Genomic DNA, 25,995 nt, shown 5'->3' with positions numbered 1-25,995 from the left:
ACTCCTATTCTGTTACTTGTCTAATGCTAAAATTGGTGGATTGAATAGCCCAACTTCTGTGCTACCATTTGCCACATGGAACGTTGTACCTGAATAGTAATCAGCAAAATATACATATTTGCTAGTTACATTGATGTTGTTAAATTCACCTTCAGCAAGAAGAACCTCGGCACCTGTAGTCAAATCCACTCTGTACATACCATCAGGATTACCCTTGATGGATTGATAGTACAGGTAATTGCCAGAGATATTGTATCCTGATGTACCGTAGGTGGTTATACCTGTTTTGTTGTCGCCAGAAAGAGTACTTCTGAAAACTCGATTGTTTTCATCCAAATTCATGTAGTACAAAGTGTTACCATCGATGATTGGAAGCCACAAATTCTCTGATGAAACATAGGTAGAATCCTTTGTATCAAGATTCATACTATGGAGATTGTGATCACGCTCCACACCTGAATAGTAAAGCTTTTCGCCTACCATGCATCGTGGATCAATTGGAGCTTTTGAAAGCTGGACTCTTTCTTCACCGTCGATACCAACCATATAAAGAGATGTGGCATCTTCGGAATCATAGTGAAAATATACAACTCTATTTCCAGCGAGAGCAGCCGCATTACAGTTTGCCTGATCAAGTATAATGACCTTTTTATTCTTCTTTGTCATTCTACACAAGCTTTCTGTGTTTACATCAAGCACGAAATCTGCATTATCGTTGTGATTACGACTGTAATAAAGGTAATGTGAATCGGCATTAATAAAATAAACGCTATCAGTTGCGACAATTTCTATATCAGATTCATCTGGATTCATTTTATAAATTCTGCCCTTATCATTTGGATTAGAAAAATAAACTACTCCATCTGATTCACAGAACAATCCATTTCCGTATAGATTGCCAATAGTGTTTCCATTTGTGCCTGGTTCATTATAATAGGTCACAGTATTTATGTACTTATAAAAACCAAGACCAGCCACAATACCAATAGCAACAACTATTGCTATGATTCTTTTTAATACCTTCATTCAACTGCCCTCCCCAAAATTAAAAATTAAAAAAGTCTGATAGTGAAAGCTGATTTGATTTTGGAAGATCTTTTACGATTCCAAGCTCAACCATTTTATCAAGAATAGTCTGTGATACCTTTCCTCTATCGCGAATCTCGTCTTGTGATAAGAACTTTCCTTGGCTGGCAGCAATCTGTAACTGCTCAGCAGCCTTATCACCCATTCCGGAAATAACATTGAATGGTGGAAGAAGCTTCCCATCTACTATTTTAAAGTATCTTGAGTCAGATTGGTATAGGTCCATAGGTAAAAATTCAAATCCACGGGCATACATCTCCTGACACAATCTAAGTGCAATCAAAATATCCTTATCGGTAGCTGATAAATCTGGCTGAGATTTGTAGTACTTAATCTCCTGCTCACATCTAGCCTTACCCTGACAACACTTTTCATAATCAAAACCACCGGCTCTGATTGAGAAGAATGCTGCATAGTATGCTAAAGGATAATTTATTTTACAGTAAGCAACACGCCAAGCCATCATAACGTATGCGGCAGCATGGGCTTTAGGGAACATGTATTTAATTTTTTCGCATGAGCCGATGTACCAATCTGGAACACCATGCTCTTGCATATGCTGTTTGTATGTAGGCCACTCATCGCATTTACCTTTAGCGACAATACCCTTACGAACTCGCTCCATGATGGTAAATGATTCAGCAGGGTCAAGGCCCATATGAATCAGATAAACCATGATATCATCACGAGTACAAATAGCCTCAGTGATAGTGGCAACACCATTTAAGATAAGGTCCTGGGCATTTCCCAGCCATACGTCAGTACCATGGGCTAGTCCGGCGATTCGAACTAAGTCAGTGAAGTATTGAGGCTTTGCCTCAACAAGCATCTGCATAGCGAAATCAGTACCGAACTCCGGAATTCCAAGAGTTCCAAGTGGTGTTCCCATAATGTCATCTGGTGTAATGCCAAGAGCCTTAGTGCTTTGGAACAAAGACATAACATCCTTGTCATCAAGAGGAATCTTTGTGGCATCAATTCCTGTCAAATCCTCCAGTCGCTTGATCATGGTAGGATCCAAATGTCCTAAGATATCAAGCTTCAGCAGGTTGGCATCGATTTTATGGTAATCAAAGTGTGTTGTAACGATATCCGTATCTTTATTAGCTGGATGCTGAACTGGTGTGAAGGAATAAATATCCTCACCATTAGGAAGAACTACTACACCACCTGGATGCTGGCCTGTAGTAGACTTAACGCCTTCAACACCCTTTGCAATACGCTCGTTTTCAGCACGTCGCTTTCTAATATCTCGCTTATCAAAGTACTTAAGAACATAACCTACGGCGTTTTTATCAGCAAGTGTAGACACAGTTCCAGCTTTGAATGTCTGTCCGTCACCGAAAATAACTTCAGTGTATTTGTGGGCCTTTGACTGATATTCGTTGGAGAAGTTAAGATCGATATCAGGCTCCTTATCTCCCTTGAATCCAAGGAAGGTTTCGAATGGGATATCAAATCCATCCTTTGCTAAAGGCTTGCCGCAGTTCGGACAAATCTTGTCCGGCATATCGACACCTGAAAGTCCTTTGTCGATTGTTTCCTTTACTTCTGGACCGTCAAAATCTACATAGAAGCATTCTGGACATCTATAGTGTGGAGGAAGTGGATTAACCTCTGTAATACCAGCCATTGTTGCTGCAAAGGATGAACCTACGGAACCACGGGAACCTACCAGATATCCATCCTCGTTCGACTTCCATACCAGTTTCTGAGCGATAATGTACATAACGGAGTATCCATTACCGATGATAGAGTTAAGCTCTCGTTCAAGTCTGGCTGATACTATTTCAGGAAGCACTGGTCCATACACCTCATGTGCTCTTGTTTCGCAAATACGACGTAAATCTTCCTCTGAATGCTCGATTACAGGTGGACATTTATCAGGACGAACCGGGTGAATACGCTCCACCATATCAGCAATCATATTAGTGTTTTCTACAACTACTTCATGCGCCTTAGCCAATCCCAGGTAAGCAAATTCCTCTAGCATCTCATCTGTAGTATGAAGATATAGAGGTGCCTGCTGGTCCGCATCATCAAAGCCCTTGTTGGCCATAATGATACGACGATATACTTCGTCCTCAGGATCAAGGAAATGCACATCGCAGGTAGCAACAACAGGCTTTTTAAGCTCGTCTCCTAATGCAACAATCTGCTTATTAATCTCCTGCAAATCCTTTACAGAATTGATGTTTTCGTATTTACGTTTATCAGAACGAATCATGAATTCGTTGTTGCCAACAGGCTGAATCTCAAGATAATCATAGAAATTAGCAATACGCATAATCTCCGATTCATCTCTACCATCTACAATGGCATCGTATAATTCACCAGCCTCGCAGGCAGAACCAATAATCAGTCCCTCTCTGCACTCCATCAGCAAGCTCTTTGGAACTCTAGGATATCTGCTGAAGTAATAAAGGTGTGATTCTGAAACCAATCTATAAAGATTAATACGACCTAAATCGTTCTTTGCAAGAACAATACAGTGATTTGCACGCATTTTCTTTATCTGCTCTGGGCCTGGTTTACTATGGTCATTAAGCTCTGATAAAGTGAAAATCTTTTCATTTTCAAGTTTTACAATGAACTTTTCAAATACCTTTGCTGTAGCCTCTGCGTCATCAACCGCTCTATGATGATGCTCGTTTACAATATTTTCTGCCTTACATACAGCATCAAGGTTGAACCTAGCCATATTTGGATGTAAGTATCTTGCAACCTCAACTGTATCTACGTGGGTGTAGTCGTATTCAAGGCCAAGCTGCTTACAGTTGTATCTAATGAAGCTTGTATCAAAGCCAGCATTGTGTGCAACTAAAACAGAACCTTTACAGAACTCCATAAACTTTGGAAGGATTACATCGATTGTAGGGGCATCCTCTACCATTTCGTCCTTAATCGAAGTGAGCTCTGTTATGTTGAATGGGATTGGCACCTGTGGGTTTACGAACTCAGAAAATCTATCAACAATTTCTCCATTTACAAACTTAACAGCACCAATTTCAATTATCTTGCATGTCTTAGGATTGAAACCTGTAGTCTCAATATCAAAAACGACAAACTCATCTCGTAAAGTCTGGCCCTTATCGTTGGTAACAATAAGCTTTGTATCATCTACAAGATAAATTTCGCATCCGTAGATAACCTTGAAATCTCCAAGGCCCTTCATATGATCCGCATCACAGAATGCCTGCACAACACCATGGTCTGTAATAGCAAGTGCCTTGTGTCCCCACTCCTTTGCCCTACTGATAATTGTGGTGATTTCGGATACACCATCGAAATCCGACATCTTTGTATGGCAGTGGAGCTCAACACGCTTATCTACTGCAGTATCCTGTCTAGTAACCCTGAAGTCACGAATTCTGTTGATAGAATTAATACGACCGACAGTAAGCTCCTTTGAATAAATATCTTCATCAAGCTTACCTGCTATCTTATAGAACTCTCCAACTTTAAGTGCTTTTTCAAGCTCACGTCCCTGATCTGCATCACTGAAGAAAAGCTTGATTGAGATAGAGTCGGTAAAGTCGGTCATAGCACCAGTTCCAAAATATCCACCCTTCTTTGTCTCTCTAAACTCAAGAGCTGTAAGCTGTCCACGGATAATGATTGGTCCAAGGAGCTCTCCGTTAATGTCCTCCATTGGAGTAGCATTATCGAAGATTTCATTGCCGTAAATACAATCAGGATCGTCAGACTTTGTAAGTGGCTTGATAACCTTCGTCTCAGCTTCCTGTGGCTTCTTATTATCTGCATCCTTTTTCTTATCGGAATTATCAGAACCAGAATTATCGTCGTCAGATGACTCATGACTAACGCTTTGCGCATTTATTGCAGCAATTTTGTTTTCGATTTCGAGAATTGCGTTCTCAAGATACTTGCTTTTAACAGGCTCTTTATAATCGAAATCAATAACAATATTCTGATGACATCTGCGACAAAGAATGGAATGAAGAATATCAAACAGCTCATGCTCTTTCTCGCGGGCAATTATCGTATCTTCGATAGTTACTTTAAGATGGCCATCTTCAGTAAAGTCTAAATCTGCTTTTTTATATATGTTAAAAAGAAGAGCACTTCTATCCTCTAGCTCCTCTAAAATACTATCATTATATGAATTTAAAAGATTTTCAGGTGTGTACTGACTTGATAAATCGAATTCTTCAAGGATTCGAATTGTAACACCATTATTAGGGAAGAATTGTTTTTTAATAGATTTTTCCAAATGCCAGATACGGCGCTTAGGAATAAGGGTATTGAAAGTAACGTATATACGAATATCATCCTTCGAACGACCGGTACTTACCTTAGTGACAGTGGCGTCACTAAGGGCTGTATCCAAATCATTCCCCGCTTCCATATTAGGGAAAACTTCATAAAAACTCATTTGATCCATATCATTATCTCCGTGGCCAGTTTGTAAGCTCCTCACGTAATGCATTTAGAAGCTCACTCTCAGGCATCTTGCGAACGACTTCGCCATGCTTTATAAGAAGGCCTTCTCCAATGCCTCCAGCAACACCTAAATCAGCTTCCTTAGCCTCTCCTGGTCCATTAACTACGCAGCCCATAACAGCTACTTTTATATCTAAATCTGAGAACTCTTCAACAAGATTCTCTACTTTATTTGCAAGTCCAATTAAATCTATCTGTGTACGTCCACATGTTGGGCATGATACAACTTCGATTCCGCCCTTTCTAAGACCAAGTGTACGAAGAATAAGCTTTGCTGTCTTAATTTCTTCGATAGGGTCACCTGTAAGTGAAACACGGATAGTATCGCCAATTCCCTGTGAAAGAATCATTGATAAGCCACATGCACTCTTGATATTTCCGGCTTTAATTGTGCCTGCTTCTGTAATACCAACATGAAGTGGATGTGTTGTCTTGTCTGCAATTAGCTCGTGAGCCTTAACACACATCATAACATCAGATGATTTGATACTGATTACAAGATTGTCATATCCAAGGCGCTCGATAATAGCCACCTTATCAAGGGCTGATTCTACAAGGCCTTCAGCTGTAACTCCGCCATATTTTTCAACAAGATTCTTTTCGAGAGAACCTGAATTAACGCCAACTCGAATAGGAATATTCTTTGCCTTTGCTGCATCAACAACAGCCTTAATACGATCTTCGCTTCCAATATTTCCAGGATTAATACGAATCTTGTCAGCTCCATTTTCAATTGCAGCTATAGCAAGTCTGTAATCAAAGTGAATGTCTGCAACAAGAGGGATGTGAATCTGCTCTTTGATTTTGCCAAGAGCCTTTGCCGCTTCCATGTCAGGTACAGCGCAACGAATAATATCACAGCCAGCCTTTTCGAGCTGAAGAATCTGTGCAACTGTTGCCTCTACATCCTGTGTTTTTGTGTTTGTCATAGACTGGATAAGAATTGGATTTCCTCCACCTATAACTCTATTTCCAATTTTAACTTCAGTAGTCTTCATAATATTACCTCTACATAAGCTTAAGAATATCGTTGTACATAACAACAACCATTAAAACCATTAACAATGCAAATCCCACCAGATTGATACCGTTTTCAATCTCTGGCTTCATCTTCTTGCCTCTAATTCCTTCGATAATAAACAAAAGAATTCTTCCCCCATCAAGGGCTGGGAATGGCAATAAGTTCATAACGCCAAGGTTGGCAGTAAGAAGTATTGCGATTGATAATAGATTGATAAATACGTAAAACAAGCCACTGCTTATCGATTGATCATAAACATCAGAAATGGTAGTAACAACTCCTACAGGACCTGATACTTCATTTACAGAAATCTGACCTGTAAATAACATCTTTAAGCTAGATAATGTAACGTAAATCTGATATTTGATTTCGTAAGCTGCATATTTCAAAACACCAATTGGTGATACCTTTTTGTATTCCGCGTTCTTGATAATGCCAATCATTTTTCTGCCGGTTTCTTCAGAGTATGTTGGCACTAATTCAGTCTCATGCTTTTCACCATCACGTGAATAAACAATGTCATAGCTTTCTGCGTTTGGATGTAAGAATGTGTAGATGCTAATTTCATTGTAAAAATGAACATTATATCCATTAATACTAATGATTGTATCTCCAGCCTCCATACCTGCTTCCTCAGCTGCATAGCCTTCCATAACATCAGATATGGTAGCGTCATTTACACCTAAAGCTGCTATGTAAACAACAGAAAGTATATAAGCCAAAATAAAGTTAAATAAAGGACCAGCGAAAACGATTTGGAATCTCTCCCATAGGGATTTTTTATTAAATGCTCTATCACTATCGCTTTCTTCATCCTCTCCTTCCATAACGCAAGAACCACCGAATGGAAGAAGCTTTAAACAATATTTTGTTTCGCCTTTTCCCCAAGAAATCAGAGTTGGGCCAAGACCCAAAGTAAATTCATTAACCTTAACCCCGCACTTCTTTGCAAAAAGAAAATGTCCTAGCTCATGAAAAATAATAATGAAACTAAAAATTAGTATAGCTAGAATAATCTTCATTTTTTACCACCTGCTCTCAATGAAATCGTAAGTCATCTTTTCAGTTTCAAGAACCTGTTCGATTGTAGGATTCTCAATGAAATCTACATTAATCATTGCTTCTGATACGATTTCTGGTATCTCCAAAAACTTGATTTTATTATTTAAAAACTTTGCAACTGCTCTTTCATTGGCAGCATTGAAGACAGTAGGAACATTTCCACCTGCATCCATTGCATCATAAGCCAAAGAAAGGCCATAGAAAGTTTCCATATCCGGCTTTTCAAATGTAAGTGAACCTACTTTGAATAAATCTAAAGGCTCTGCGTAAAGAGTCTTACGGTTTGGATAAAATAGAGCATAAAGGATTGGCAATCTCATATCTGGTGTGCCCATCTGGCCAATTACCGCTCCATCCATAAATTCAACAGCAGAATGAAGCACGCTCTGTGGATGCACCACAACCTCAACCTGGCTAAGATTTACATCGAATAGCCACTTAGCTTCCATAACTTCCAAACCTTTGTTGATCATTGTAGCAGAATCGATAGTGATTTTTGCGCCCATAGACCAGTTTGGATGCTTCAATGCATCTTCTACTCTAACATTCTCTAACTGTTCAAGAGTCTTTCCCCTGAAAGGACCGCCAGATGCAGTAAGAAGAATCTTTGAAATTTTATTGTGTCTTTCTCCATTTAATGATTGGAAAATAGCACTGTGTTCGCTATCAACCGGGAGAATAGAAACACCCTTTTCCTTTGCAAGAGGCATAATGATATGACCTGCAGTAACAAGTGTCTCTTTGTTTGCTAAAGCAATTGTCTTTTTGGCATTGATAGCTGCAATAGTAGGCTGAACTCCAATCATTCCAACTACGGCAGTAACTACAGTGTCAGCCTCTTCACAAGTGGCAACAGCAATAAGTCCTTCCATTCCAAAATGAATATCTATATCCATATCAGAAAGTCTTGTCTTTAAATCCTTTGCAAGCTCCTCTGTTCCCACAGAAACAAGTGTAGGATGATACTTTCTGATTTGCTTTTCAAACAAATCTAGATTCTTTCCGCAGGACATTGCAACTACCTGCAAATCCTCTGGATTTTGTGAAACTATGTCCAATGTCTGGGTTCCAATAGAACCAGTTGAACCAAGTAAAGCTAACTTCTGTGACATTTTACTACCTCTTTATACGTAAAAATAATAAGCTAAGAAGAAAATAATAGGTGCTGTGATAATTACGCTATCAAATCTATCAAGCACTCCACCATGTCCTGGAATCAATTTTCCATAATCTTTTATTTCGAAATTGCGCTTAATGGCTGATGCAGCTAAATCACCTACCATGGAAATTAAAGCGCCAACTCCTGAAATAATTACAAGTGGAAGGATTGCAAAGTCATCCATCTTGAATACTGCTGAAATAACGTAGCAGTAAATCGCTGTAAATAACATTGCACCAACTACTCCACCAACTGCTCCTTCGATAGATTTCTTAGGAGAAAGAATTGGAGACATTTTGTGCTTTCCAAACAATACGCCTACACAGTATGCAGATGTATCGCATCCCCAAGAACAAAGGAAAATAAGCCATACAATAAACTGGCCATTTGTAAGCATTCGTGTCTGGTAGAGGAATGAAAGCATCACTCCTACGTAGAATAAGCCAAAGAATGCTGCCATAATCTGATGACTATGGAACTTTGGATAGCTAAACACGAATACAGCTAAAAGCAGAATCAAAAATGCAAGGACAATTACCATAACATCCTGGCAAAATTGAAATCTTAAATCTAAATAATATGTAATACAAGCGAGATACCCTAGTATTCCAGGTAGACTCTTTTCAACTTTAAAGATTCTGTATAGCTCAAACATACCGATGAGAGACAAAACTAGCATTACTGCTAAAAGAACATCTCCACCTGTGCAAATAAATAAAAGTGCAAGAGCTACAAGAATAATTCCACTAATTAATCTAGTAATAAACATATATAATCCTTCCTATATACCACCGAATCTACGGTTTCTCTTATCATATTCCTCTACTGCCTTTTTAAGCTCCTCTGGTGTGAACTCTGGCCATGGAACAGGTGTAAAGTAGAACTCGGAATATGCTAATTGCCATAATAGATAGTTTGAAAGACGCTGCTCGCCAGATGTTCTAATCATAAAATCTGGATCAGGGATATCCTTAGTGTCTAAGTAGCTTGAAAAAACATCCTCTGTAATATCTTCTGAATTGATATTGCCAGCTTTAACATCCTCAGCAACCTTTCGAATTGCTCTAGTCATTTCGTCTCTACTACCATAATTTATAGCAATAGTAAGTGTAAGACCTGTAAACTGTGATGAATACTCTGTAAGCTCAGCAATAGCTGCTCTAAGTTTGTCATCCAGCTTTGTCAAATCACCAATAAATCTAACCCGTAAGTTATCCTTTTTGGCGGTCTTCATACAAGTCTTTATATATTCCCCTAAAAGCTTCATAAGAGCTTTAACTTCATCGTCAGGTCTAGACCAGTTTTCAGTAGAAAAAGCGTACATAGTAACGTATTTTACTCCTAAATCATGTGCCGCTCTACAAATGGTTTCGACATTTTTTGCCCCTACAGTGTGTCCGTATGTACGAGGCATTCCTTTTGATTTGGCCCATCTGCCATTTCCATCTAGTATTATAGCTATATGCTCTGGTACGTTCATAGCACCTCCAAAATAAAATATAATGAAAAAGGGCACAATAACTGTGCCCCATAAATAGACTAGTTTAAACTGTCATAATCTCTTTTGTCTTAGCCTCAACAGCTTTATCTACCTCAGCGATGAACTTATCAGTCATCTTTTGGCACTTATCCTCAAGGTCCTTTATCTCATCCTCAGAAACGCCTTCATCCTTTGAATGCTTCTTTAACTGATCGATAGCATCTCTACGGATGTTACGAATAGCAACCTTTGCATCTTCGCCATGCTTTTTAACATCTTTGGCAATTTCCTTACGACGCTCTTCTGTAAGCTCTGGGAAAACCAAACGAATAAGCTTACCATCGTTTGTAGGATTGATACCAATATCAGACATATTAATTGCCTTTTCAATCTCCTTTACCAATGATGGCTCCCAAGGCTGAATCTGAATAAGTCTTGGCTCAGGAACAGAGATATTAGCAACCTGCTGAAGTGGAGTTGGTGCTCCATAATAATCAACAGTAATCTTGTCAAGAATATGTGGATTAGCTCTACCTGCTCGAATAGTAGTAAACTCGCTTTCGAGATTGTTGTAGCTCTTTGTCATTTTCTCCTCGTAAGTTGAAAGTATATTATCCATTAATCCTCCTTAACACACACTACTGTGCCATTAAATTTGCCTGAAATTGCTTTTACTATAGAATCCTCTTCATTAAGAGAGAATACATACATTGGCATCTGCTGCTCCATTGCGATAACAGAAGCAGTCATATCAACAACCTGAAGCTTTTTATCGATAACTTCCTGGATGCTAACCTTATCATAACGCTTTGCATCAGGATTCTTAGCTGGGTCACTGTCATATACACCATCAATTGACTTAGCAAGAAGAATAACATCTGCTTCGATTTCTACTGCACGAAGTACTGTAGCTGTATCTGTTGAAAAATATGGATGACCTGTACCACCTGCAAAGAATACAACCATTCCTCTTTCGAAATATTTGTTTGCTCTATCCTTAGAATAAAGCTTTGAGCAATTGCCACACTCAAAAGGTGTAAGTACTGCTGTACGCATGCCTGCTGCTCTGAAGATTTCAGATACATAGATACAGTTCATAACTGTAGCAAGCATTCCAATCTGGTCTGCCTTTGTACGATCAATATTCTCTGATGAACGGCCTCTCCAGAAATTGCCGCCGCCGATAACGACACCAACCTGAACACCATCATCTACAAGCTTCTTAACCTGCTTTGCTACCATCATACATGTAGCTTCGTCAAATCCAAACCCCTTATCACCTGAAAGTGCTTCTCCACTAAGCTTAAGTAATACTCTCTTCATTTGTAATAATCCTTTATCTATTAGATTGCGAATACGCTGTTTACATCAACATCTGAGTAGCTCTGTGAGCAGAAGCCTTCGATAACAGCACCATTGTTAATCTGTACTGAACGAGACTTAATGTTACCCATAACAACAGCTGATGTATCAACAACTACTGGACCATTAACATCGATATCACCCTTTACAGCACCTGCGATAACTGCTGATGTAGCTGTAATGTTACCGATGATAACTGAACCAACGCCAACCTTTGCTGTACCTGTTGTAACTACTTCGCCTTCGATCTTTGCAGCGTCAGCGAAGAACTCTGAAGATGATGAGTTACCATTAACCTTACCTGTAACAACAAGCTTGCCATTACATGCAACATCTCCTACAATTTCTCCCTGTACTTCGATAGAACCGATTGATTCTACATTACCTGTAACCTTCATTCCTGCTGTAATAACTGCATTCTCATCTGCAACTGCTCTGTTAGTATCAGCAGCATTTCCCATAACATCCATTGTTCTTGGTGCCTCCATCTTAGTTTCTTTCTTTGTCTCTGAGAAGAAAGACTTTTTCTCCTCTACTGGCTCTGTAGTAACAGGAGCCTCTGCCTGCTTTTCAGCTGGTGTTTCAACCTTTTTAGTGACCTGCTCTAAAAGACCATCAAGCTTGTTAAGCTCAGACTCAACGTCAATATCGCCATCTAAGGTATTAACCATAACTTCTTCTGTAGATGTCTCTTCTGCGCCAGCCATTTCGTCTAAAGCGTCATTAAAATCCTCTTTGAAATCCTTAAAAAAGCCCATTACAATTCCTCCATAACATTTTATTGTACAACGTTTACGTGCTGTATAACGGTTGTTTCATCTGTGATTGGTAAAATCATGGCCCCCTGCTCTTGTAAAGATTCAATCAATCCAGGTAAAGCCTCAACTGTCGCATTTTTATTTGAAGCGTCATGCAACAATACTACAGACGTTTTGTATTTTACCACATCCTTCATTACATTATCAATAAGCTGTTCTGTTGTAAACGCAGAAGATGTAGCATCTCCCGAAGCAACATTCCAATCGTAGTATACAGCGCCCTGATAATTTAAATAATTAATGAATGTAGACATGCTTGTAGTGCTGACCTTATTACTACTTCCTCCTGGGAAACGATAATATTTAGTGTCAACACCAGTAGTTTCTAATATTAAATTATGAATTTTGTTATAATCTTGTGCAAAAGCATCCTCAGACGCATATATCTCGCCAAAATTATGGCTATATGAGTGCATACCAATAGTATGACCTTCGTCCACGATGCGCTTGTATTGTTCACCGTAAAGCTCTAAATCCTTGCCACAAACAAAGAATGTAGCCTTTACATTATAATCGTCTAAAATATCTAATATTTCATCTGTGTTGCTGCTAGGGCCATCATCGAATGTCAAATATACCATAGGTATATCACCCTCTTCAGCAATATTATCAACGTTATCGACTTGGTAGACATCATCCAATATACTGTCATCCACCATTTCGCTTTCATTCTCTACATCAGTAGTAACATAAACCTGCTTAGCAAGGCTATCCAACTGCCTCTGTAAAGAGAAAACCTCAAACAAAAGGAAGCTCATTACAGAAATTGTAAGTAGCATAAAAACTAAAACAGTAGTGACAATAAATTTTTTCATTCTGGCAACGCGTCTGCGCTTTGCCCTTTGTCTCTCAAGCCCCTCAAATGAACTCTCCAAAACAAAATCCTCCCCATAAAAATTTCTCTTTTATTTTATCACAACGATTTCTCAATATAAAGGGGGTAAAAAATAAAGAGCCCACTAAATGTGGACTCTTCAAAGAAAACAAATTTGAAATTAAAGCTGAGCTGCAACCTCTGCTGCGAAATCCTCAACCTTCTTCTCAAGACCTTCGCCTGTCTCAAAACGAACGAATTTCTTGATGCTGAGCTCAGAACCTGTCTCCTTAGAAACCTGCTCTAAGTACTTAGCAACTGTCTGCTTTCCATCCTCTGCCTTAACATAAACCTGATCAAGTAAGCAGATTTCCTTAAGCTCCTTAGATACACGACCTTCGATCATGCCATTGATAACCTTCTCAGGCTTCTGTGACTCCTTAGGATCGTTCATGATCTGAGCAAGAAGGATTTCCTTCTCGTGAGCAATGTAATCAGCTGATACTTCATCACGGCTAACATACTTAGGATTAAGAGCTGCAATCTGCATAGCAAGATTTGTAGCTGCTTCCTTAGCTGCATCACTCTCAGCGCCAGCCATATCAACGATAACGCCGATACGTCCACCACCGTGTGTGTAAGAAACAACGAATCCGTCAGATACTACCTTCTCGAAACGACGAAGTGAAAGCTTCTCGCCGATTGTAGCTACCATCTCAACGTGTACGTCGTTAACTGTCTTTGATGAATCCTCTGCCCATGGCTGAGCAAGTAACTCATCGATTGTAGTAACATCAGACTTAAGGATCTGGTTTGCAACCTTCTCAACATATGTCTGGAACTTCTCGTTCTTAGCAACGAAATCTGTCTCTGAGTTAACCTCAAGAACAACAGCTGTATTGCCTTCAACTACAACTTTGCAAATACCCTCTGCAGCGATACGAGATGCTTTCTTTTCAGCCTTTGCAGCACCATTCTTACGAAGGAGCTCGAAAGCTGCATCCATATCACCATCACACTCAGTGAGTGCTTTCTTACAATCCATCATACCTGCGCCAGACTGCTCGCGAAGGTCTTTTACCATTGCTGCTGTAATAGCTGCCATAATTATGCCTCCTCTTCTGCTTCTGCTGACTCCTCAGCAACCTCATTCATTTCACCCTGCTTTGCTTCGATAACAGCATCTGCCATCTTAGCAACGATAAGCTTAACTGCACGGATAGCATCATCGTTACCTGGGATAACGTAATCAAGCTCATCTGGATCACAGTTAGTATCACAAACACCTACAAGTGGAATACCAAGTGCGTGTGCTTCCTGGATACAAATGTGCTCCTTCTTAGGATCAATAACAAAAATAGCATCTGGAATACGGTTCATTTCCTTGATACCGCCGAGAACCTTTGTAAGCTTCTCCTGCTCCTTCTTGAGCTGAGTAACTTCCTTCTTTGGAAGAAGGTCAAATGTTCCGTCTGCTTCCATCTTCTCGATTTCCTTAAGACGAGCGATTCTTGTCTGAACTGTCTTAAAGTTTGTAAGCATACCACCGAGCCATCTCTCGTTTACATAGAACATACCGCAACGCTCTGCCTCTGTAGCGATAGCATCCTGAGCCTGCTTCTTTGTACCTACGAAAAGGATTGTACCACCCTGCTGTGCGATGTCGAAGATAACATCGTAAGCATCGTCTACCATACCTACAGACTTCTGAAGGTCGATAATGTGGATACCATTACGCTCTGTGTAGATGTATGGAGCCATCTTAGGGTTCCATCTACGTGTCTGATGTCCGAAGTGAACACCTGCCTCGAGTAACTGCTTCATTGAAATAACACTCATTTTAATACCTCCTGGTTTGTTTCTTCCGCATAATTCCTCCTGACAACCACCCCGCCTACTGTAGGTTGGGAACCAATGTCAGTCCTTATGCGTGTATTTTCAACAGCTCTAAAAGTTTACCATAAAAAAACCCACCATGCAACACCTATTATTAGGTGTTACTCAGTGGGTGGTGTTGTTGTTCTATGATCTTTGTTAACAAGTAAAACTATAATATCATCGTATGTACTATCAGCTCTTACATAGAATGTGCCGGACTGAATTCTGTTATCAACCCCTAGCGTATTCATGTAGTCGTTGAATTCCGATGCAGAATCAACTAAACCTGCCTTATAAAGATTAGCTGCAACTGTATCTGATGACTCTCCGCTGTTTACTGTAAACGGAATGTATTTAACTGTAGACTCAGAGCTTTCTACAACAGGTTCATTTTCAGCATCAGTCTCTTCTGTCTCTTCAGGCGCTGCTTCTTCTGTTGGTTGTTCCTCAGAAGCGGCTGCATCGTCTTCAGATGTTTCATCCTGAGTTTCCTCTTCAGATGCCTCGTCTTCCGGCATAACCATTCCAAGCTCTGTTGCTTTTTCAATTATTTCTTCATCAGTCATTTCCTTTGAAGAAAAATCAGTTCTACCGAAATAAAAACTAATGGAAAGCACAAGTGTTGCAAAAATGACACCTATGCCTATACCTCTCATGTAATATTTTAGTCTCATTATTTGCCCTCCTGATATAATCCGAGAACAAATTTAACTTCGCCTAAACCTCTACCTAGCTTCTTAGCTATCTCAACTTCGCTAAGACCTTCGTCATGAAGAGTCAAAATTTCAAGATTGTCATTTTGTTTTGGACGAACTGTTTCATCTGCAAATTTTTCAGCCAAAGCCTCAGTAAATGATACTGGCTCAGCTGCCTTGCTTTCAGTAGATTGAGCCTCAAATTCGATTTTGGCCTGCTCTAGCTTTTGCTTTTCTTCGGATATTTCGATTTCTCTATCGCGAAGTAAATCAAGCTTCTTAGCAATAGATGAATCCAAAGCAACAAGTGTATCTTCTAAATCTGAAAGCTTTTTAGTCATATCAACTGTATCCTGCTGCTTTTCATTAAGCATTGAATACATGAATGTAACTTCTTTATGGGACTTGTCAACAGATTCCAAAACTGTATCTGAATACTGAGAGATTTGCATAATCTTCTCGTTTGTTTCTTTATCTGTTTTTCGATCCATTTCTTCAATGGCCTCATCAATTGTAGCAGAAAGCTTATCTTCCATTTCTACCTTTGCATCAGCCATTTTGTCTTTTATAATTTCTTCTATTTGCTCTTTTGTAAGCTTTTGAAGATTTTCTTTGTCTTTGCTTGATAACTTTTCAGACACAAAAAAACTCCCAATACAAAAGGCTAAGCCTATGATTAGGAGTGTAATTTCAAGAACGGTCATTTCAGTCCCCCTGTTAAACTCTCATATCAAATGAAGGTGTAGGCTTCTCAGATACCTTTCCATCACCTTCTAGCTTTTCTTCTTGTTTAATCTTAGAGGGTTTACGTTTTTTATTTCCTTCATAACCTTTGCCATTGCCTTCACGGTCATATTTGTCTTCTGTACGCTTTGCGTTGTAAAGATCATTGACCTGTTTGGCTTGCTGCTCCTGCTTCTTTTCGACGGTCTGCGTCAAAACTTCCTGCTGAAGCATTGGCTTTTGATCCTCAGTAGCCTTTGTATGGCTAATCTCGTTGGTGTTTTGGATCATTCCGTTAAAATTAATAGGACTAATTGACATAACATTCCCTCCCTATGGAATACCACACAATTAAACTGCCAACACTATTTTATTAGTATCCCCATGTATTCTCCAAGTGATCCTCTCATCTTTTGAAGGGCCTTGGTATGGAGTTGTGATACTCTTGATTCTGAAACCTCAAGAGCTGCACTTATTTCTTTTAAAGTCATATCTTCGTAGTAATACAAAAGAATGACTTGTTTTTCTTTTTCTGTAAGTTTATCTAATGCCTCTTGTAACTTTTGTGTAAGCTCCTGCTTAGAAATGTTGTCTTCTGGCTGAATGAAATGAGAATTGTGTTCCGCTTCCATAACTGGTTCATTTCCAGCTTCAACAAATTCATTCAATGAAACAACATTAGTAACATTAAGCTGTGATTGCCATTTCAAAAATTCATCAGAAGATATATTTAATTCTGCTGCGACTTCCTCGTCCGAAGCACTGTGTCCAGTGCGAGCTTCAATTGTCTTGATTGCATCATCAATCATACGCTGACGCTGTCTGATTGTACGTGGAATCCAATCCATTTTACGAATCTGATCTAAAATGGATCCTCTGATACGAAGACTTGCATATGTTTCGAATTTAACATCCTTTGCCAAGTCAAACTTATCAATCGCATCAATGAGGCCAAAGATACCATAGCTGCATAAATCCTCGTATTCAACGGTGTTACCCAAGTACATACAAAGACGTCCTGCAACAATTTTAACAAGCGATGCATATTCAAGTATTAACTGCTCTCTAAGCTCTGGGGATGGGCTAACCTTATATTTGTCCCAAAGCTTTTCCTTGTCAGCTGCCTTCATTTATGCCCCCTTTAGTAACGTTTAATCAGAAATGTTTAGCCTTCCTCTGATTCTAACGAGTTGTCCTCTGTGGTGTCGATTTCTTCTGTTTGCTCAATATCCCCTGCATCTGGAACTACATCATCCAATTGATCATCAATGGATACTGGTGGTTCTAATGTGCGAAAGGAATAATCAAGCACCATTTTAATGATAGTTCCCATTACTAAAAAAACGGCAACTACAATAACTAAACGGCTAAGAAAAACTGAAAAGCCCGCCCTTTGTACAATTGAAACAACACAAGATATAAGCGCTGCTGCTAGCGTAATTATTATAGGAATAGGCTTAGTATTCATTTGTTCCTCCAACCACTTATTATATATTTTAAATAATCTTAAGCTCTTTGCCAACTGCTTTTATATAGTACTCTCCAGTTTCGCTATAAATCTCAACTGTACGACCATAATTCAAGCCACAGTCTTCTGCAACAAGCCTAACTCCAAGCTCCTTTAGCTTCGCTTTTGAAGCCTCTGCATTTCTCTCCCCGACATTAATGCCAGCAGCGGACGCGCCAGGCATTTCAAACATCTTAGCGCCCCCTGCTATTTTTGCTACTAGCTTCATTTTGTTTGCCCCAGCTTTAAGCATATCATCATAAAGCTTCTGTATGCCTGTATCTGCAAACTTCGCAATATTTGAATTATTGCGAATAGCTGTGCTATCAGGCAACATTATATGTGCCAAGCCAGTAATCTTTGTAGATGGATCATATAATGCAATTCCAATACACGAACCGAGACCAATAGTAGTCAGCGCATCCGGAGCTTTACATATTTTTAGATCGGCCATGCCGACTTTAATCATCTGCCCCATACTCTCACTCTCCTTAGATTGGTACACCAAGTGCCGTTAATATTTTCGCATAAGAATCTTCTTCTGGCATCAAAATAAAATGCCCCTTGATTCCCAAATCATCAGAGAATTCTGTATTGATCATCAGTGCATTATCTCCGAATATACCGAATTGTACTGCAGGCACAGAAAGAATAGCTGCTGCCATATCTACTGCTACAAAAGGTACTGAAGGAACTATTGTAAGATTTGTAAGTCCTGAAAGTGCAGACAAATAAGATCCTGCAATAATGTTTCCGATTTCCTTAATTGCTGATAAATCCATCTCGTCGAATGGCTCAGCATAGCTATCATCTCTCATCATAAGCTTGTTAACAATATGATGAGCTGATGCCATATCCATAAGGAACATCATGGAACCATCGATGTCCTGTTCAACACCAAGCATAATGCCTACTATAATTTCGTCCTCTGCTCCAATCGCTGAGCCTAAATCCTCAACTGGCAAAAAAGCCACCTCTGGAACGCTCATATCGATTCTTAGGCCAAGCATATTGGCGATGGCAGTTGTTGCATTGCCAGCGCCAATATTACCTATTTCCTTGAGAACGTCAAAATATTTTGAATTAACCTCATCTAATGTGAGCATACTTACCTCCCTTTAAGAAGCATCGTTCTCCCCAATAATTGAGCTAATTTCGAAAATAGAAATAAGCTCATCTCCATTCTTTCCTACACCGTTAATAAATGAGTTCTTGCTCTTAAGTGTAGATGATGGAGCCTCAATATCATCTTCTGATAATGAAAGAACTTCCTTAACCTCGTCTACGATAACACCCATTAATCCGCCGCCATCAAGCTTAAGAATAATAATTCTAGATGCATCTGTAAACTCATCATCATCAAGATTCATTCTTCTACGAAGACTCATAACTGGAACAACTTCGCCTCGAAGATTGATAACTCCTCTGTAGTAAGAAGGAGCCTTTGGAACTCTTGTGATTTTACTCATACGAACAATGTTATCAATATAGGAAATGTCGATACCATAATGCTCGCCGCCTATTTTTACTACAATGTATTGCTTTTTTTCTTTTTCAACTACATCATACATAGCTAAATCTGACATGGTCTCACCTCCTATTAAATAACTGCATTGACATCAAGAATCATAGCGATTTCACCATCACCAAGGATTGTAGCACCGCTGATGAGTTTGTTGTTGTCAAGCTTACCAAGTGACTTAATAACGATTTCTAACTGGCCAATAAGGTTGTCAACGATAATACCACCAAGAGTATCACCCTTCTTACAAATAACAACTGTCATTGTATCTTCGTCGCTTTCCTTTGGCTCCAAATCAAGAATATTATCCAAGTGAATAAGAGGAATAACCTGTCCTCTAAGGTGGATAACCTCCTTAGATTCAACGTACTTGATTTCAGACTTAGGTATATTTTCAATGTTCATAATTGAAGCAAGTGCGATTGCATATTTTTCATCTCTGATTTCAACCATAAGAGCCTGAATAATAGCAAGTGTAAGTGGAAGTCTAACTGTAAAAGTAGATCCCTCACCCATAACTGATTTAACAGTTACATCACCGCCAAGTGCTTCGATATTACTCTTAACAACGTCAAGACCAACGCCTCGACCAGAGATATCTGTAATCTGCTTTGCCATAGAGAATGAAGGCATAAACAGGAAGTCGATAATCTCTTTCTGTGAAAGGTTCTCTGCTTCTTCTGGTGTAACTAATCCACGCTCAACAGCCTTATCACGAACCTTATCTGTGTTAATTCCGCCACCATCATCACCAACTTCGATGATAACGTTGTTGCCTTCCTGGAAAGCGTTAAGGAAAATTGTTCCTTTTTCTGGCTTGCCAGCTGCGCGTCTATCCTCTGGAGACTCAATACCATGGTCAGCAGAGTTACGAAGTAAATGCTGAAGTGGATCACCAAGCTGATCAACAACAGTTCTATCAAGCTCTGTGTCCTCGCCAGTCATAACAAGCTCCATTGGCTTATTGAGCTTTCTATCAAGGTCACGAATCATACGAGGGAATTTAGCAACTACAGATTCGATTGGAACCATTCGAACCTTCATAACTGACTCGTGAAGGTTTGTTGTAATTCTCTCGAGGTATTCGATATTTTCATGTAATGTCTGGCCATCAATCTCGCCAGATGCATTGCTTTGAGAAGCAAGTGAGTTCTTTGCAATAATAAGCTCGGATACCTGGTTCATCAAAGCGTCAAGCTTTTCAATATCTACACGAATTGTACGAGAAGTAACTGGCTTGTTAGCAGGCTGATTCTTGCCACCTGCCTTAGCTGCAGGTGCTGCTGGCTTAGCAGCTGGTGCTGGTGCAGGTGCTGCTGGAGCTGCAGGTGCTGCTGCCTCTGCTGGAGCCGCTTCTGCTGGTGCTGCTTCCTCTTCCTTCTTTTCGTACATTTCAGGTGTTACTTTTTCTGCCTCTACAGATTCAATTTCAGAAACAGCCTTAACTGCTTCGAGAATTGGATCTAATTCTGCTTCTGTAGATAAGATAAATGAGAAATCAAATTCGAATTTCTCATCTTCAATATCTGAAGAGCTAGGATCAAAGGCCATAATTGTACCAAAGTCTTCAACTGCTTTGAATACAAGGAAAGCTCTAGCTGCCTTAAGCAAACATTCTTTATTAATATGAATTGTGAATCCATATAACTGCTTTTCGCCCTTTAACTTTTCAATAGCCTCAGGATCAAGCTTAATTTGCTTGAATAATGGGCCATCTGCTGCGTCTGATGATGCTTCAGCTGCTGGCTCTGCTGATTCTGCAGGAGCTGCATCTGCTGGTGCTTCACCACCTTCAGCCTGTGTAAGGTAATCATTTAAAAGCTTAATAAGGGCTTCATTTTCTTCTGTACCCTCATTAGATGTTGCTTTAACAGTATCCAAGTATGCTTCGATAGCATCCAAGCACTTGAAAAGAATATCGATAAGTGAAGAATTAACCTTTACATTATCGTTTCTAACTTCCTGGAAAACGTTTTCCATATCGTGGGTAAGATGCTGCATTCTCTTGAATCCCATTGTACCAGCCATACCCTTTAAAGAGTGAGCTGCACGGAAGATTTCATTAACAACATCCTTGTTATCTGGCTCCTTTTCCAACTCCATAATATTGTCGGAAAGGCTCTGAATATGACCACTTGTCTCGTCGATAAAGATATCTAAATACTGACTTACATCCATCTTACAAACCTCCAAGTTTCTTTACTATTGAATTTGCTACTGATTTAAGTGGAACAACTTCATTTGATAATCCGCCCTGTTCCACCGCCTTCGGCATTCCATACACAACACATGTGGAAGCTTCTTGCGAAATAACGTAAGTCTTTTTGTACTGGTTCAAATATCTAATACCCTCTGAACCATCTGCGCCCATACCTGTAAGCACAACACAAATAATCTCATCAAAGCTTGATTTAGCCAATGACTGATACATTACATCTGCACATGGCTTCAAGCTATTTACAGGTGGACTGTCATCAAGCTGACAATAGGCTGCGCGACTTCCGTCTTCGCAGATTTTCATGTGCTTACCTCCAGGAGTGATATAAACAACACCTGGTTTAAAGAATTCTCCATCTTCCGCTTCTTTCACTTTGATGCCGGAGATTTGGTCAAGTCTCGCAGCTAGTGAAGCTGTAAAGCCTTCTGGCATATGCTGAACCAGAACAAGCGGTACAGATAGGTTTGCAGGAAGCATTGGCACAAAAGTATGTAGCGCCTGTGGACCTCCTGTTGAGCAAGCCAAAGCTATAATCTTTTTGGTTCTAACTCCGGTGCCCTTTGGTACTGTTGGTCTATCATTAGATACTAATGGCTTTGCTATAGGCTGAGCTTTAGGCTCTGGTGGATTGGTTTGCGCACTACCAACTCCTTTTGCCTCTGCTAGTATACTACGAACTCCTGCAAGCCTTTCAACAGTATTCCTTCTTGATTCTCCAACTGCCTGGGTAGCTGATGCAAACCCGGTCTTTGAAGCTGATGGTCTGAAAGCTCTAGATTTAATAACATTATGTAGAGAGTCTACTAATTGTTTGCCAAAGATTTCTCTTGTTTCACCACTAGAACGAATAGGCTTAACTACAAAATCTAAAGCACCATATTCCATAGCTTTCATCGTGCTGTCAGCATCCTCTTTCAAGGATGAGCTGATAAGTACAGCATTGCATGCTACTTTTTCATTGTAGAGCCTCTCAAGGAGTGCAACACCCGGAAGCTTTGGCAATACCATATCCAACACAACCAAATCGTAAGAATTGTTCTTTATTTTGTTGTAAGCGTCCTCGCCGTCTGCACTAACGTCGATTACACGAAAATCATTATCCGCGTTTATAATATCACAGATAATCCTTCTCATGAGTGCAGAGTCATCAACAACTAAAATCTTATACATTCTTTACCCCTGATCTTTTTTTCTTAAACGTCGGTCCTCGTCAAAAATGTACTTTATTATAGTCTCCCTATCTTCCGGCTCTTTGAACAAAAATTCTATACGATGTTCGTACATACCAGAATCGCTTTTTATTTCGGTTTTGATGCGTCTTGCTATAACATTAATTGTTTGGTCTATCGTGCGAGTTTTAAGTTTAAAAGACACATACATATATCTATCAGTATTTATATCAGTCTTTGCACTGATTTTCGCTCCACCGCCGCTTAAATCAAGAATATTTCCTGATACTGGAGCTCCATATGTATTACCATATTTTTCCAAATCATCTTCTACTAAATCCATGTTTGGAAGAATTGCCACATCCTGTGGTATTGGCAAAACCTTTACAGGAATTAGACACTGAAATCTGAAGTAGTCACGCCTTTGAACCTTTGAAAGCTTAGTGCTAGGAACAAAAACATATACTGGAAAGTTTTCAAGCCTTCCACGTTTTGTAATTTCACCGGAAAGCTGAAATAATCCCTTTTTTGTATTGAAAACTGCATTAAATGGGACATTCATTGGTATTGTTACAGTGTGTCCCTTTCGAGTAGGAATGTGAAAAATTATTTCTCCTTTTTTTGTAACACCAAAAACACTAGAGATATAAATACTTCGATCCTCTTCGATATTGTTTTCAATGTCAGAATTTGTGCTGGCAATTGAAAATTCAATAGGTGTGCCAGGTCTTAGATCTATAATTTCCATAAGCTATGCCCTATCCTTCAACAATGAGTTAAATATATGAGAAACACCCCATCTAAAGTGGGTGTTATCATCCTTTTTCAATAGCTTTGCAGCCAATGATTCAAAATTCTTCGCAGCTCTTGAAGATGGATATTCAAGAGATACTACCTTTTGATTTCTTACAGCCTTCTCCAGCTGATTATCGTAAGGCACATATCCTAGATAATCCAAATCTCCCCCCAGGAACTTTTGAACCACTGAACGCAATTTGGTATAGACCGCATTTGCCTCGGCTTCACTTTCAACTTTATTGGCAACCAAATGAACATTAGTGCCTTCCTTTGAATATTTAGGGCTCTTGTATAGCGCCTTCATCAAGGAATATGAATCTGTAAGTGAGCTTGGTTCTGGTGTAGATACTAAAACCACTTCAGGGGATGCAAGAACAAATTCTAGGACTTGATCTGAAACCCCCGCACCTGTATCTATTATAAGAATATCACATAAATCATTTAAAAGTGATAGGTTGTGGACTAAAAACGCAATTTGTTCACGATTTAGGTTGTTTAGACCCACAACTCCTGAACCTCCTGATACAAAGCCAATCCCCATTGGGCCTGTAGTTATAATGTCTCGGATGCTCATTCCCTTGAAAATTACATCTGATAGATTGTAATTAGGCAAAGTTCCAAACATAACCTCCACATTTGCAAGGCCAAAGTCTGCATCAAGGATGATTACTCTCTTGCCCATACGTGTAAAGTGAACTGCCAGATTAACTGCCATATTGGACTTACCAACGCCACCTTTTCCAGATGTGATGGTAATAACCTTAGTTCTCTCAACACTTCGTATGTTTTGAGCTTTTATAACATTTCGTAAATTTTCAGCTTGATCCATTAAATTTCCTCCCAATAACTGTTTTACCAGCTTCTGGGTGTTAAGGATTTCAATGTCGTCTGGTACATTTTGTCCTACAGTAATATAAGATAACTGAGCCTTTGTATATTGTTTCATGTTGAAAATATTGCCAAGGCACTTTGTTTCGTCAAGCTTAGTAAAAATCAAGTTAAAATCAGCAAATTCCATGTAAGAATCGGCAATATCAATTAAATCTCTATGCTTTGTTGTAGCTGAAAGCACAAGATATACTTCTGTATCATAGAAACCATCAAGTGCATTTATAAGCTTCTTTGTATCCTGTCGCTGCTCTTCGTTTTTATGTGAAAAACCAATGGTATCAACAAGAATAACGTCCAAGTCCTCGTATTCTCTGCTCTGCTTTTTTACTGTATCAAGAAGCTCATCAGCAGAGTAAATAACATTTAAAGGAACACCGAGAATATTTGCATAAGTTTGAAGCTGATTTGCCGCAGCCATACGATATGTATCGGCTGTGATAAGACCAACCTTCTTGCCTTCCTCCACTTTAAACTTTGAGGCTATTTTAGCGATTGTTGTAGTCTTGCCAACGCCTGTTGGTCCAATAAAGAATACAACCTTTGGTCTTCTCTCTCCTGGCTCAATCTTTGTTGGAGTGCCAAGCTTCAGAACCATTTTTTGATATACATTTGAAAGCAAATTATCTAAAGAATGGCTTGTTTGAAGCACCTTATCCATATCCTCAAGGACTTGATTGATATATTTTTCTTGAACTTCATTTTCAAGAAGAACATTGTAAAGCATCTTAACGAATACATGATTATCACCGTCAATAGATGGCTTTGAATTTCCATGCTTTACCTGAATGCTATCATCAAAGTCATTAACCGCAGTTCTCTGTGGCATTTCTCTTTTTACGGTAGGCTTTGGAACCGGCTCACTGTATGTAGGTGCTGCTGGCTTTGGCTGTGGCTGCACTGGACGAGCTCCTACTGGCTTTGAGTAAGTAGGTTCAAAAACCTGGGCTCTAGGTGCTGTATCAAAAAGTGGCTCAAAATCTTTACTTGCAGCTTCCTGTTTCTCAAGTACTTCATTTACAGCAGAAAAAGCGTCCTTAAGTTTGATTGCATCATCTGCAACAGCCTCAAAGGTGCTTGTCTTAGGCTCCGCAGCAGCCTCCACCTGTGGTTCTTGCTGAGTAGGAACTGCAAAAGCTTTTGCATCATTAGAGAATCCATCGTCTTCTACAGCCGCTGTAACCTCATATGTGTTTCCCTTAAAAAGACCACCAAGTCCTTTAGGCTTTACCACCTTTACATTCATTATGACAGCCGCACTTCCAAGCTCCTTGCGGACCTTTTCCATAGCTTCTTCTTCAGTTTTTCCCGTATACTTATTAATAGTCATT

Annotated in this window: 25 protein-coding genes; all 25 read right to left on the bottom strand. The window is 39.5% G+C overall.

Translation table 11 applies throughout. The annotated features are described in order from the left end of the window. Positions 1-12: 12 nt before the first annotated feature. The 25 genes from BM102_RS07690 to flhF all read right to left on the bottom strand — a co-directional run bounded on the left by BM102_RS07690 (position 13) and on the right by flhF (position 25,994). Complete coding sequence (locus tag BM102_RS07690) at positions 13-1,026, bottom strand: DUF5050 domain-containing protein (RefSeq protein WP_090394017.1); 1,014 nt, start codon at positions 1,024-1,026, stop codon at positions 13-15. A 19-nt stretch (positions 1,027-1,045) separates the two neighbouring features. Then, complete coding sequence (locus tag BM102_RS07685) at positions 1,046-5,491, bottom strand: PolC-type DNA polymerase III (protein ID WP_090480597.1); 4,446 nt, start codon at positions 5,489-5,491, stop codon at positions 1,046-1,048. 4 nt (positions 5,492-5,495) lie between these two features. Then, complete coding sequence (gene ispG, locus BM102_RS07680) at positions 5,496-6,548, bottom strand: flavodoxin-dependent (E)-4-hydroxy-3-methylbut-2-enyl-diphosphate synthase (RefSeq protein ID WP_044934210.1); 1,053 nt, start codon at positions 6,546-6,548, stop codon at positions 5,496-5,498. Positions 6,549-6,558: 10 nt separating this feature from the next. Next, positions 6,559-7,593, bottom strand: a complete 1,035-nt coding sequence (rseP, locus tag BM102_RS07675; RefSeq protein ID WP_090480594.1) for an RIP metalloprotease RseP — start codon at positions 7,591-7,593, stop codon at positions 6,559-6,561. A gap of 3 nt (positions 7,594-7,596) precedes the next feature. Then, the gene (locus BM102_RS07670) at positions 7,597-8,745 is read right to left on the bottom strand and encodes a 1-deoxy-D-xylulose-5-phosphate reductoisomerase (protein WP_044934206.1); all 1,149 of its coding nucleotides are present in this window, start codon (positions 8,743-8,745) and stop codon (positions 7,597-7,599) included. Between the two features lie 12 nt (positions 8,746-8,757). Further along, a complete protein-coding gene (locus BM102_RS07665; RefSeq protein ID WP_044934204.1) occupies positions 8,758-9,561 on the bottom strand; it encodes a phosphatidate cytidylyltransferase in 804 nt (267 codons plus the stop codon). Positions 9,562-9,573: 12 nt separating this feature from the next. Then, complete coding sequence (locus tag BM102_RS07660; protein ID WP_090394020.1) at positions 9,574-10,272, bottom strand: isoprenyl transferase; 699 nt, start codon at positions 10,270-10,272, stop codon at positions 9,574-9,576. Positions 10,273-10,336: 64 nt separating this feature from the next. Then, positions 10,337-10,891: a ribosome recycling factor gene (gene frr / locus BM102_RS07655; RefSeq protein WP_044934197.1), complete on the bottom strand. Its 555-nt coding sequence runs from the start codon at positions 10,889-10,891 to the stop codon at positions 10,337-10,339. Further along, a complete protein-coding gene (pyrH, locus tag BM102_RS07650) occupies positions 10,891-11,595 on the bottom strand; it encodes a UMP kinase (RefSeq protein ID WP_090394021.1) in 705 nt (234 codons plus the stop codon). The genes frr and pyrH overlap by 1 nt, the downstream gene beginning before the upstream one ends. Positions 11,596-11,615: 20 nt before the next feature. Continuing rightward, on the bottom strand, positions 11,616-12,392 hold the full coding sequence (locus tag BM102_RS07645) for a polymer-forming cytoskeletal protein (RefSeq protein WP_044934191.1): 777 nt from the start codon (positions 12,390-12,392) through the stop codon (positions 11,616-11,618). Positions 12,393-12,412: 20 nt separating this feature from the next. Continuing rightward, positions 12,413-13,327 (bottom strand): polysaccharide deacetylase family protein, encoded by a 915-nt coding sequence (locus BM102_RS07640; RefSeq protein WP_242942914.1) that lies wholly within the window; start codon positions 13,325-13,327, stop codon positions 12,413-12,415. Positions 13,328-13,447: 120 nt separating this feature from the next. Continuing rightward, a complete protein-coding gene (tsf, locus tag BM102_RS07635) occupies positions 13,448-14,371 on the bottom strand; it encodes a translation elongation factor Ts (RefSeq protein WP_090480591.1) in 924 nt (307 codons plus the stop codon). Positions 14,372-14,373: 2 nt separating this feature from the next. Further along, positions 14,374-15,105, bottom strand: a complete 732-nt coding sequence (gene rpsB, locus BM102_RS07630; protein ID WP_033154000.1) for a 30S ribosomal protein S2 — start codon at positions 15,103-15,105, stop codon at positions 14,374-14,376. Between the two features lie 158 nt (positions 15,106-15,263). Then, complete coding sequence (locus BM102_RS07625) at positions 15,264-15,818, bottom strand: endolytic transglycosylase MltG (RefSeq protein ID WP_090480588.1); 555 nt, start codon at positions 15,816-15,818, stop codon at positions 15,264-15,266. Beyond that, positions 15,818-16,480 (bottom strand): DUF6115 domain-containing protein, encoded by a 663-nt coding sequence (locus BM102_RS07620; protein WP_143064493.1) that lies wholly within the window; start codon positions 16,478-16,480, stop codon positions 15,818-15,820. Before BM102_RS07620 ends, BM102_RS07625 begins: the two co-directional genes overlap by 1 nt. A gap of 76 nt (positions 16,481-16,556) precedes the next feature. Beyond that, positions 16,557-16,883, bottom strand: a complete 327-nt coding sequence (locus BM102_RS07615) for a hypothetical protein (protein ID WP_044934180.1) — start codon at positions 16,881-16,883, stop codon at positions 16,557-16,559. Positions 16,884-16,927: 44 nt separating this feature from the next. Further along, entirely contained in the window at positions 16,928-17,692 is a 765-nt protein-coding gene (locus BM102_RS07610; protein WP_033153997.1) for a FliA/WhiG family RNA polymerase sigma factor, read from the bottom strand. A gap of 35 nt (positions 17,693-17,727) precedes the next feature. After that, positions 17,728-18,030: a hypothetical protein gene (locus BM102_RS07605; protein WP_090480585.1), complete on the bottom strand. Its 303-nt coding sequence runs from the start codon at positions 18,028-18,030 to the stop codon at positions 17,728-17,730. A 28-nt stretch (positions 18,031-18,058) separates the two neighbouring features. Beyond that, positions 18,059-18,547, bottom strand: a complete 489-nt coding sequence (locus BM102_RS07600; RefSeq protein ID WP_074790400.1) for a chemotaxis protein CheD — start codon at positions 18,545-18,547, stop codon at positions 18,059-18,061. 13 nt (positions 18,548-18,560) lie between these two features. After that, on the bottom strand, positions 18,561-19,175 hold the full coding sequence (locus BM102_RS07595) for a chemotaxis protein CheC (RefSeq protein WP_044934169.1): 615 nt from the start codon (positions 19,173-19,175) through the stop codon (positions 18,561-18,563). Positions 19,176-19,187: 12 nt separating this feature from the next. Next, positions 19,188-19,655: a chemotaxis protein CheW gene (locus BM102_RS07590; protein ID WP_044934166.1), complete on the bottom strand. Its 468-nt coding sequence runs from the start codon at positions 19,653-19,655 to the stop codon at positions 19,188-19,190. A gap of 14 nt (positions 19,656-19,669) precedes the next feature. Beyond that, positions 19,670-21,769: a chemotaxis protein CheA gene (locus tag BM102_RS07585; RefSeq protein ID WP_090394025.1), complete on the bottom strand. Its 2,100-nt coding sequence runs from the start codon at positions 21,767-21,769 to the stop codon at positions 19,670-19,672. A gap of 1 nt (position 21,770) precedes the next feature. Then, entirely contained in the window at positions 21,771-22,979 is a 1,209-nt protein-coding gene (gene cheB, locus BM102_RS07580) for a chemotaxis-specific protein-glutamate methyltransferase CheB (protein ID WP_090480582.1), read from the bottom strand. 3 nt (positions 22,980-22,982) lie between these two features. Then, complete coding sequence (locus BM102_RS07575) at positions 22,983-23,726, bottom strand: flagellar brake protein (RefSeq protein WP_044934157.1); 744 nt, start codon at positions 23,724-23,726, stop codon at positions 22,983-22,985. A 3-nt stretch (positions 23,727-23,729) separates the two neighbouring features. Beyond that, on the bottom strand, positions 23,730-25,994 hold the full coding sequence (gene flhF, locus BM102_RS14515) for a flagellar biosynthesis protein FlhF (RefSeq protein WP_242942913.1): 2,265 nt from the start codon (positions 25,992-25,994) through the stop codon (positions 23,730-23,732). Position 25,995: the final 1 nt, after the last annotated feature.

Source organism: Pseudobutyrivibrio sp. JW11 (assembly GCF_900115355.1).
Classification (GTDB): Bacteria; Bacillota; Clostridia; order Lachnospirales; family Lachnospiraceae; genus Pseudobutyrivibrio; species Pseudobutyrivibrio ruminis.
Note: the sequence above shows the minus strand (reverse complement) of the source record. Positions and strands in the feature narration are given on the sequence as shown.

Excerpts from the sequence above, each read along its gene's own strand:
- BM102_RS07690 (WP_090394017.1), bottom strand. The coding sequence starts at position 1,026 with ATGAAGGTATTAAAAAGAATCATAGCAATAGTTGTTGCTATTGGTATT.
- BM102_RS07685 (WP_090480597.1), bottom strand. The coding sequence starts at position 5,491 with ATGGATCAAATGAGTTTTTATGAAGTTTTCCCTAATATGGAAGCGGGG.
- ispG (WP_044934210.1), bottom strand. The coding sequence starts at position 6,548 with ATGAAGACTACTGAAGTTAAAATTGGAAATAGAGTTATAGGTGGAGGA.
- rseP (WP_090480594.1), bottom strand. The coding sequence starts at position 7,593 with ATGAAGATTATTCTAGCTATACTAATTTTTAGTTTCATTATTATTTTT.
- BM102_RS07670 (WP_044934206.1), bottom strand. The coding sequence starts at position 8,745 with ATGTCACAGAAGTTAGCTTTACTTGGTTCAACTGGTTCTATTGGAACC.
- BM102_RS07665 (WP_044934204.1), bottom strand. The coding sequence starts at position 9,561 with ATGTTTATTACTAGATTAATTAGTGGAATTATTCTTGTAGCTCTTGCA.
- BM102_RS07660 (WP_090394020.1), bottom strand. The coding sequence starts at position 10,272 with ATGAACGTACCAGAGCATATAGCTATAATACTAGATGGAAATGGCAGA.
- frr (WP_044934197.1), bottom strand. The coding sequence starts at position 10,891 with ATGGATAATATACTTTCAACTTACGAGGAGAAAATGACAAAGAGCTAC.
- pyrH (WP_090394021.1), bottom strand. The coding sequence starts at position 11,595 with ATGAAGAGAGTATTACTTAAGCTTAGTGGAGAAGCACTTTCAGGTGAT.
- BM102_RS07645 (WP_044934191.1), bottom strand. The coding sequence starts at position 12,392 with ATGGGCTTTTTTAAGGATTTCAAAGAGGATTTTAATGACGCTTTAGAC.
- tsf (WP_090480591.1), bottom strand. The coding sequence starts at position 14,371 with ATGGCAGCTATTACAGCAGCAATGGTAAAAGACCTTCGCGAGCAGTCT.
- rpsB (WP_033154000.1), bottom strand. The coding sequence starts at position 15,105 with ATGAGTGTTATTTCAATGAAGCAGTTACTCGAGGCAGGTGTTCACTTC.
- BM102_RS07625 (WP_090480588.1), bottom strand. The coding sequence starts at position 15,818 with ATGAGACTAAAATATTACATGAGAGGTATAGGCATAGGTGTCATTTTT.
- BM102_RS07615 (WP_044934180.1), bottom strand. The coding sequence starts at position 16,883 with ATGTCAATTAGTCCTATTAATTTTAACGGAATGATCCAAAACACCAAC.
- BM102_RS07610 (WP_033153997.1), bottom strand. The coding sequence starts at position 17,692 with ATGAAGGCAGCTGACAAGGAAAAGCTTTGGGACAAATATAAGGTTAGC.
- BM102_RS07605 (WP_090480585.1), bottom strand. The coding sequence starts at position 18,030 with ATGAATACTAAGCCTATTCCTATAATAATTACGCTAGCAGCAGCGCTT.
- BM102_RS07600 (WP_074790400.1), bottom strand. The coding sequence starts at position 18,547 with ATGGGGCAGATGATTAAAGTCGGCATGGCCGATCTAAAAATATGTAAA.
- BM102_RS07595 (WP_044934169.1), bottom strand. The coding sequence starts at position 19,175 with ATGCTCACATTAGATGAGGTTAATTCAAAATATTTTGACGTTCTCAAG.
- BM102_RS07590 (WP_044934166.1), bottom strand. The coding sequence starts at position 19,655 with ATGTCAGATTTAGCTATGTATGATGTAGTTGAAAAAGAAAAAAAGCAA.
- BM102_RS07585 (WP_090394025.1), bottom strand. The coding sequence starts at position 21,769 with ATGGATGTAAGTCAGTATTTAGATATCTTTATCGACGAGACAAGTGGT.
- cheB (WP_090480582.1), bottom strand. The coding sequence starts at position 22,979 with ATGTATAAGATTTTAGTTGTTGATGACTCTGCACTCATGAGAAGGATT.
- BM102_RS07575 (WP_044934157.1), bottom strand. The coding sequence starts at position 23,726 with ATGGAAATTATAGATCTAAGACCTGGCACACCTATTGAATTTTCAATT.
- flhF (WP_242942913.1), bottom strand. The coding sequence starts at position 25,994 with ATGACTATTAATAAGTATACGGGAAAAACTGAAGAAGAAGCTATGGAA.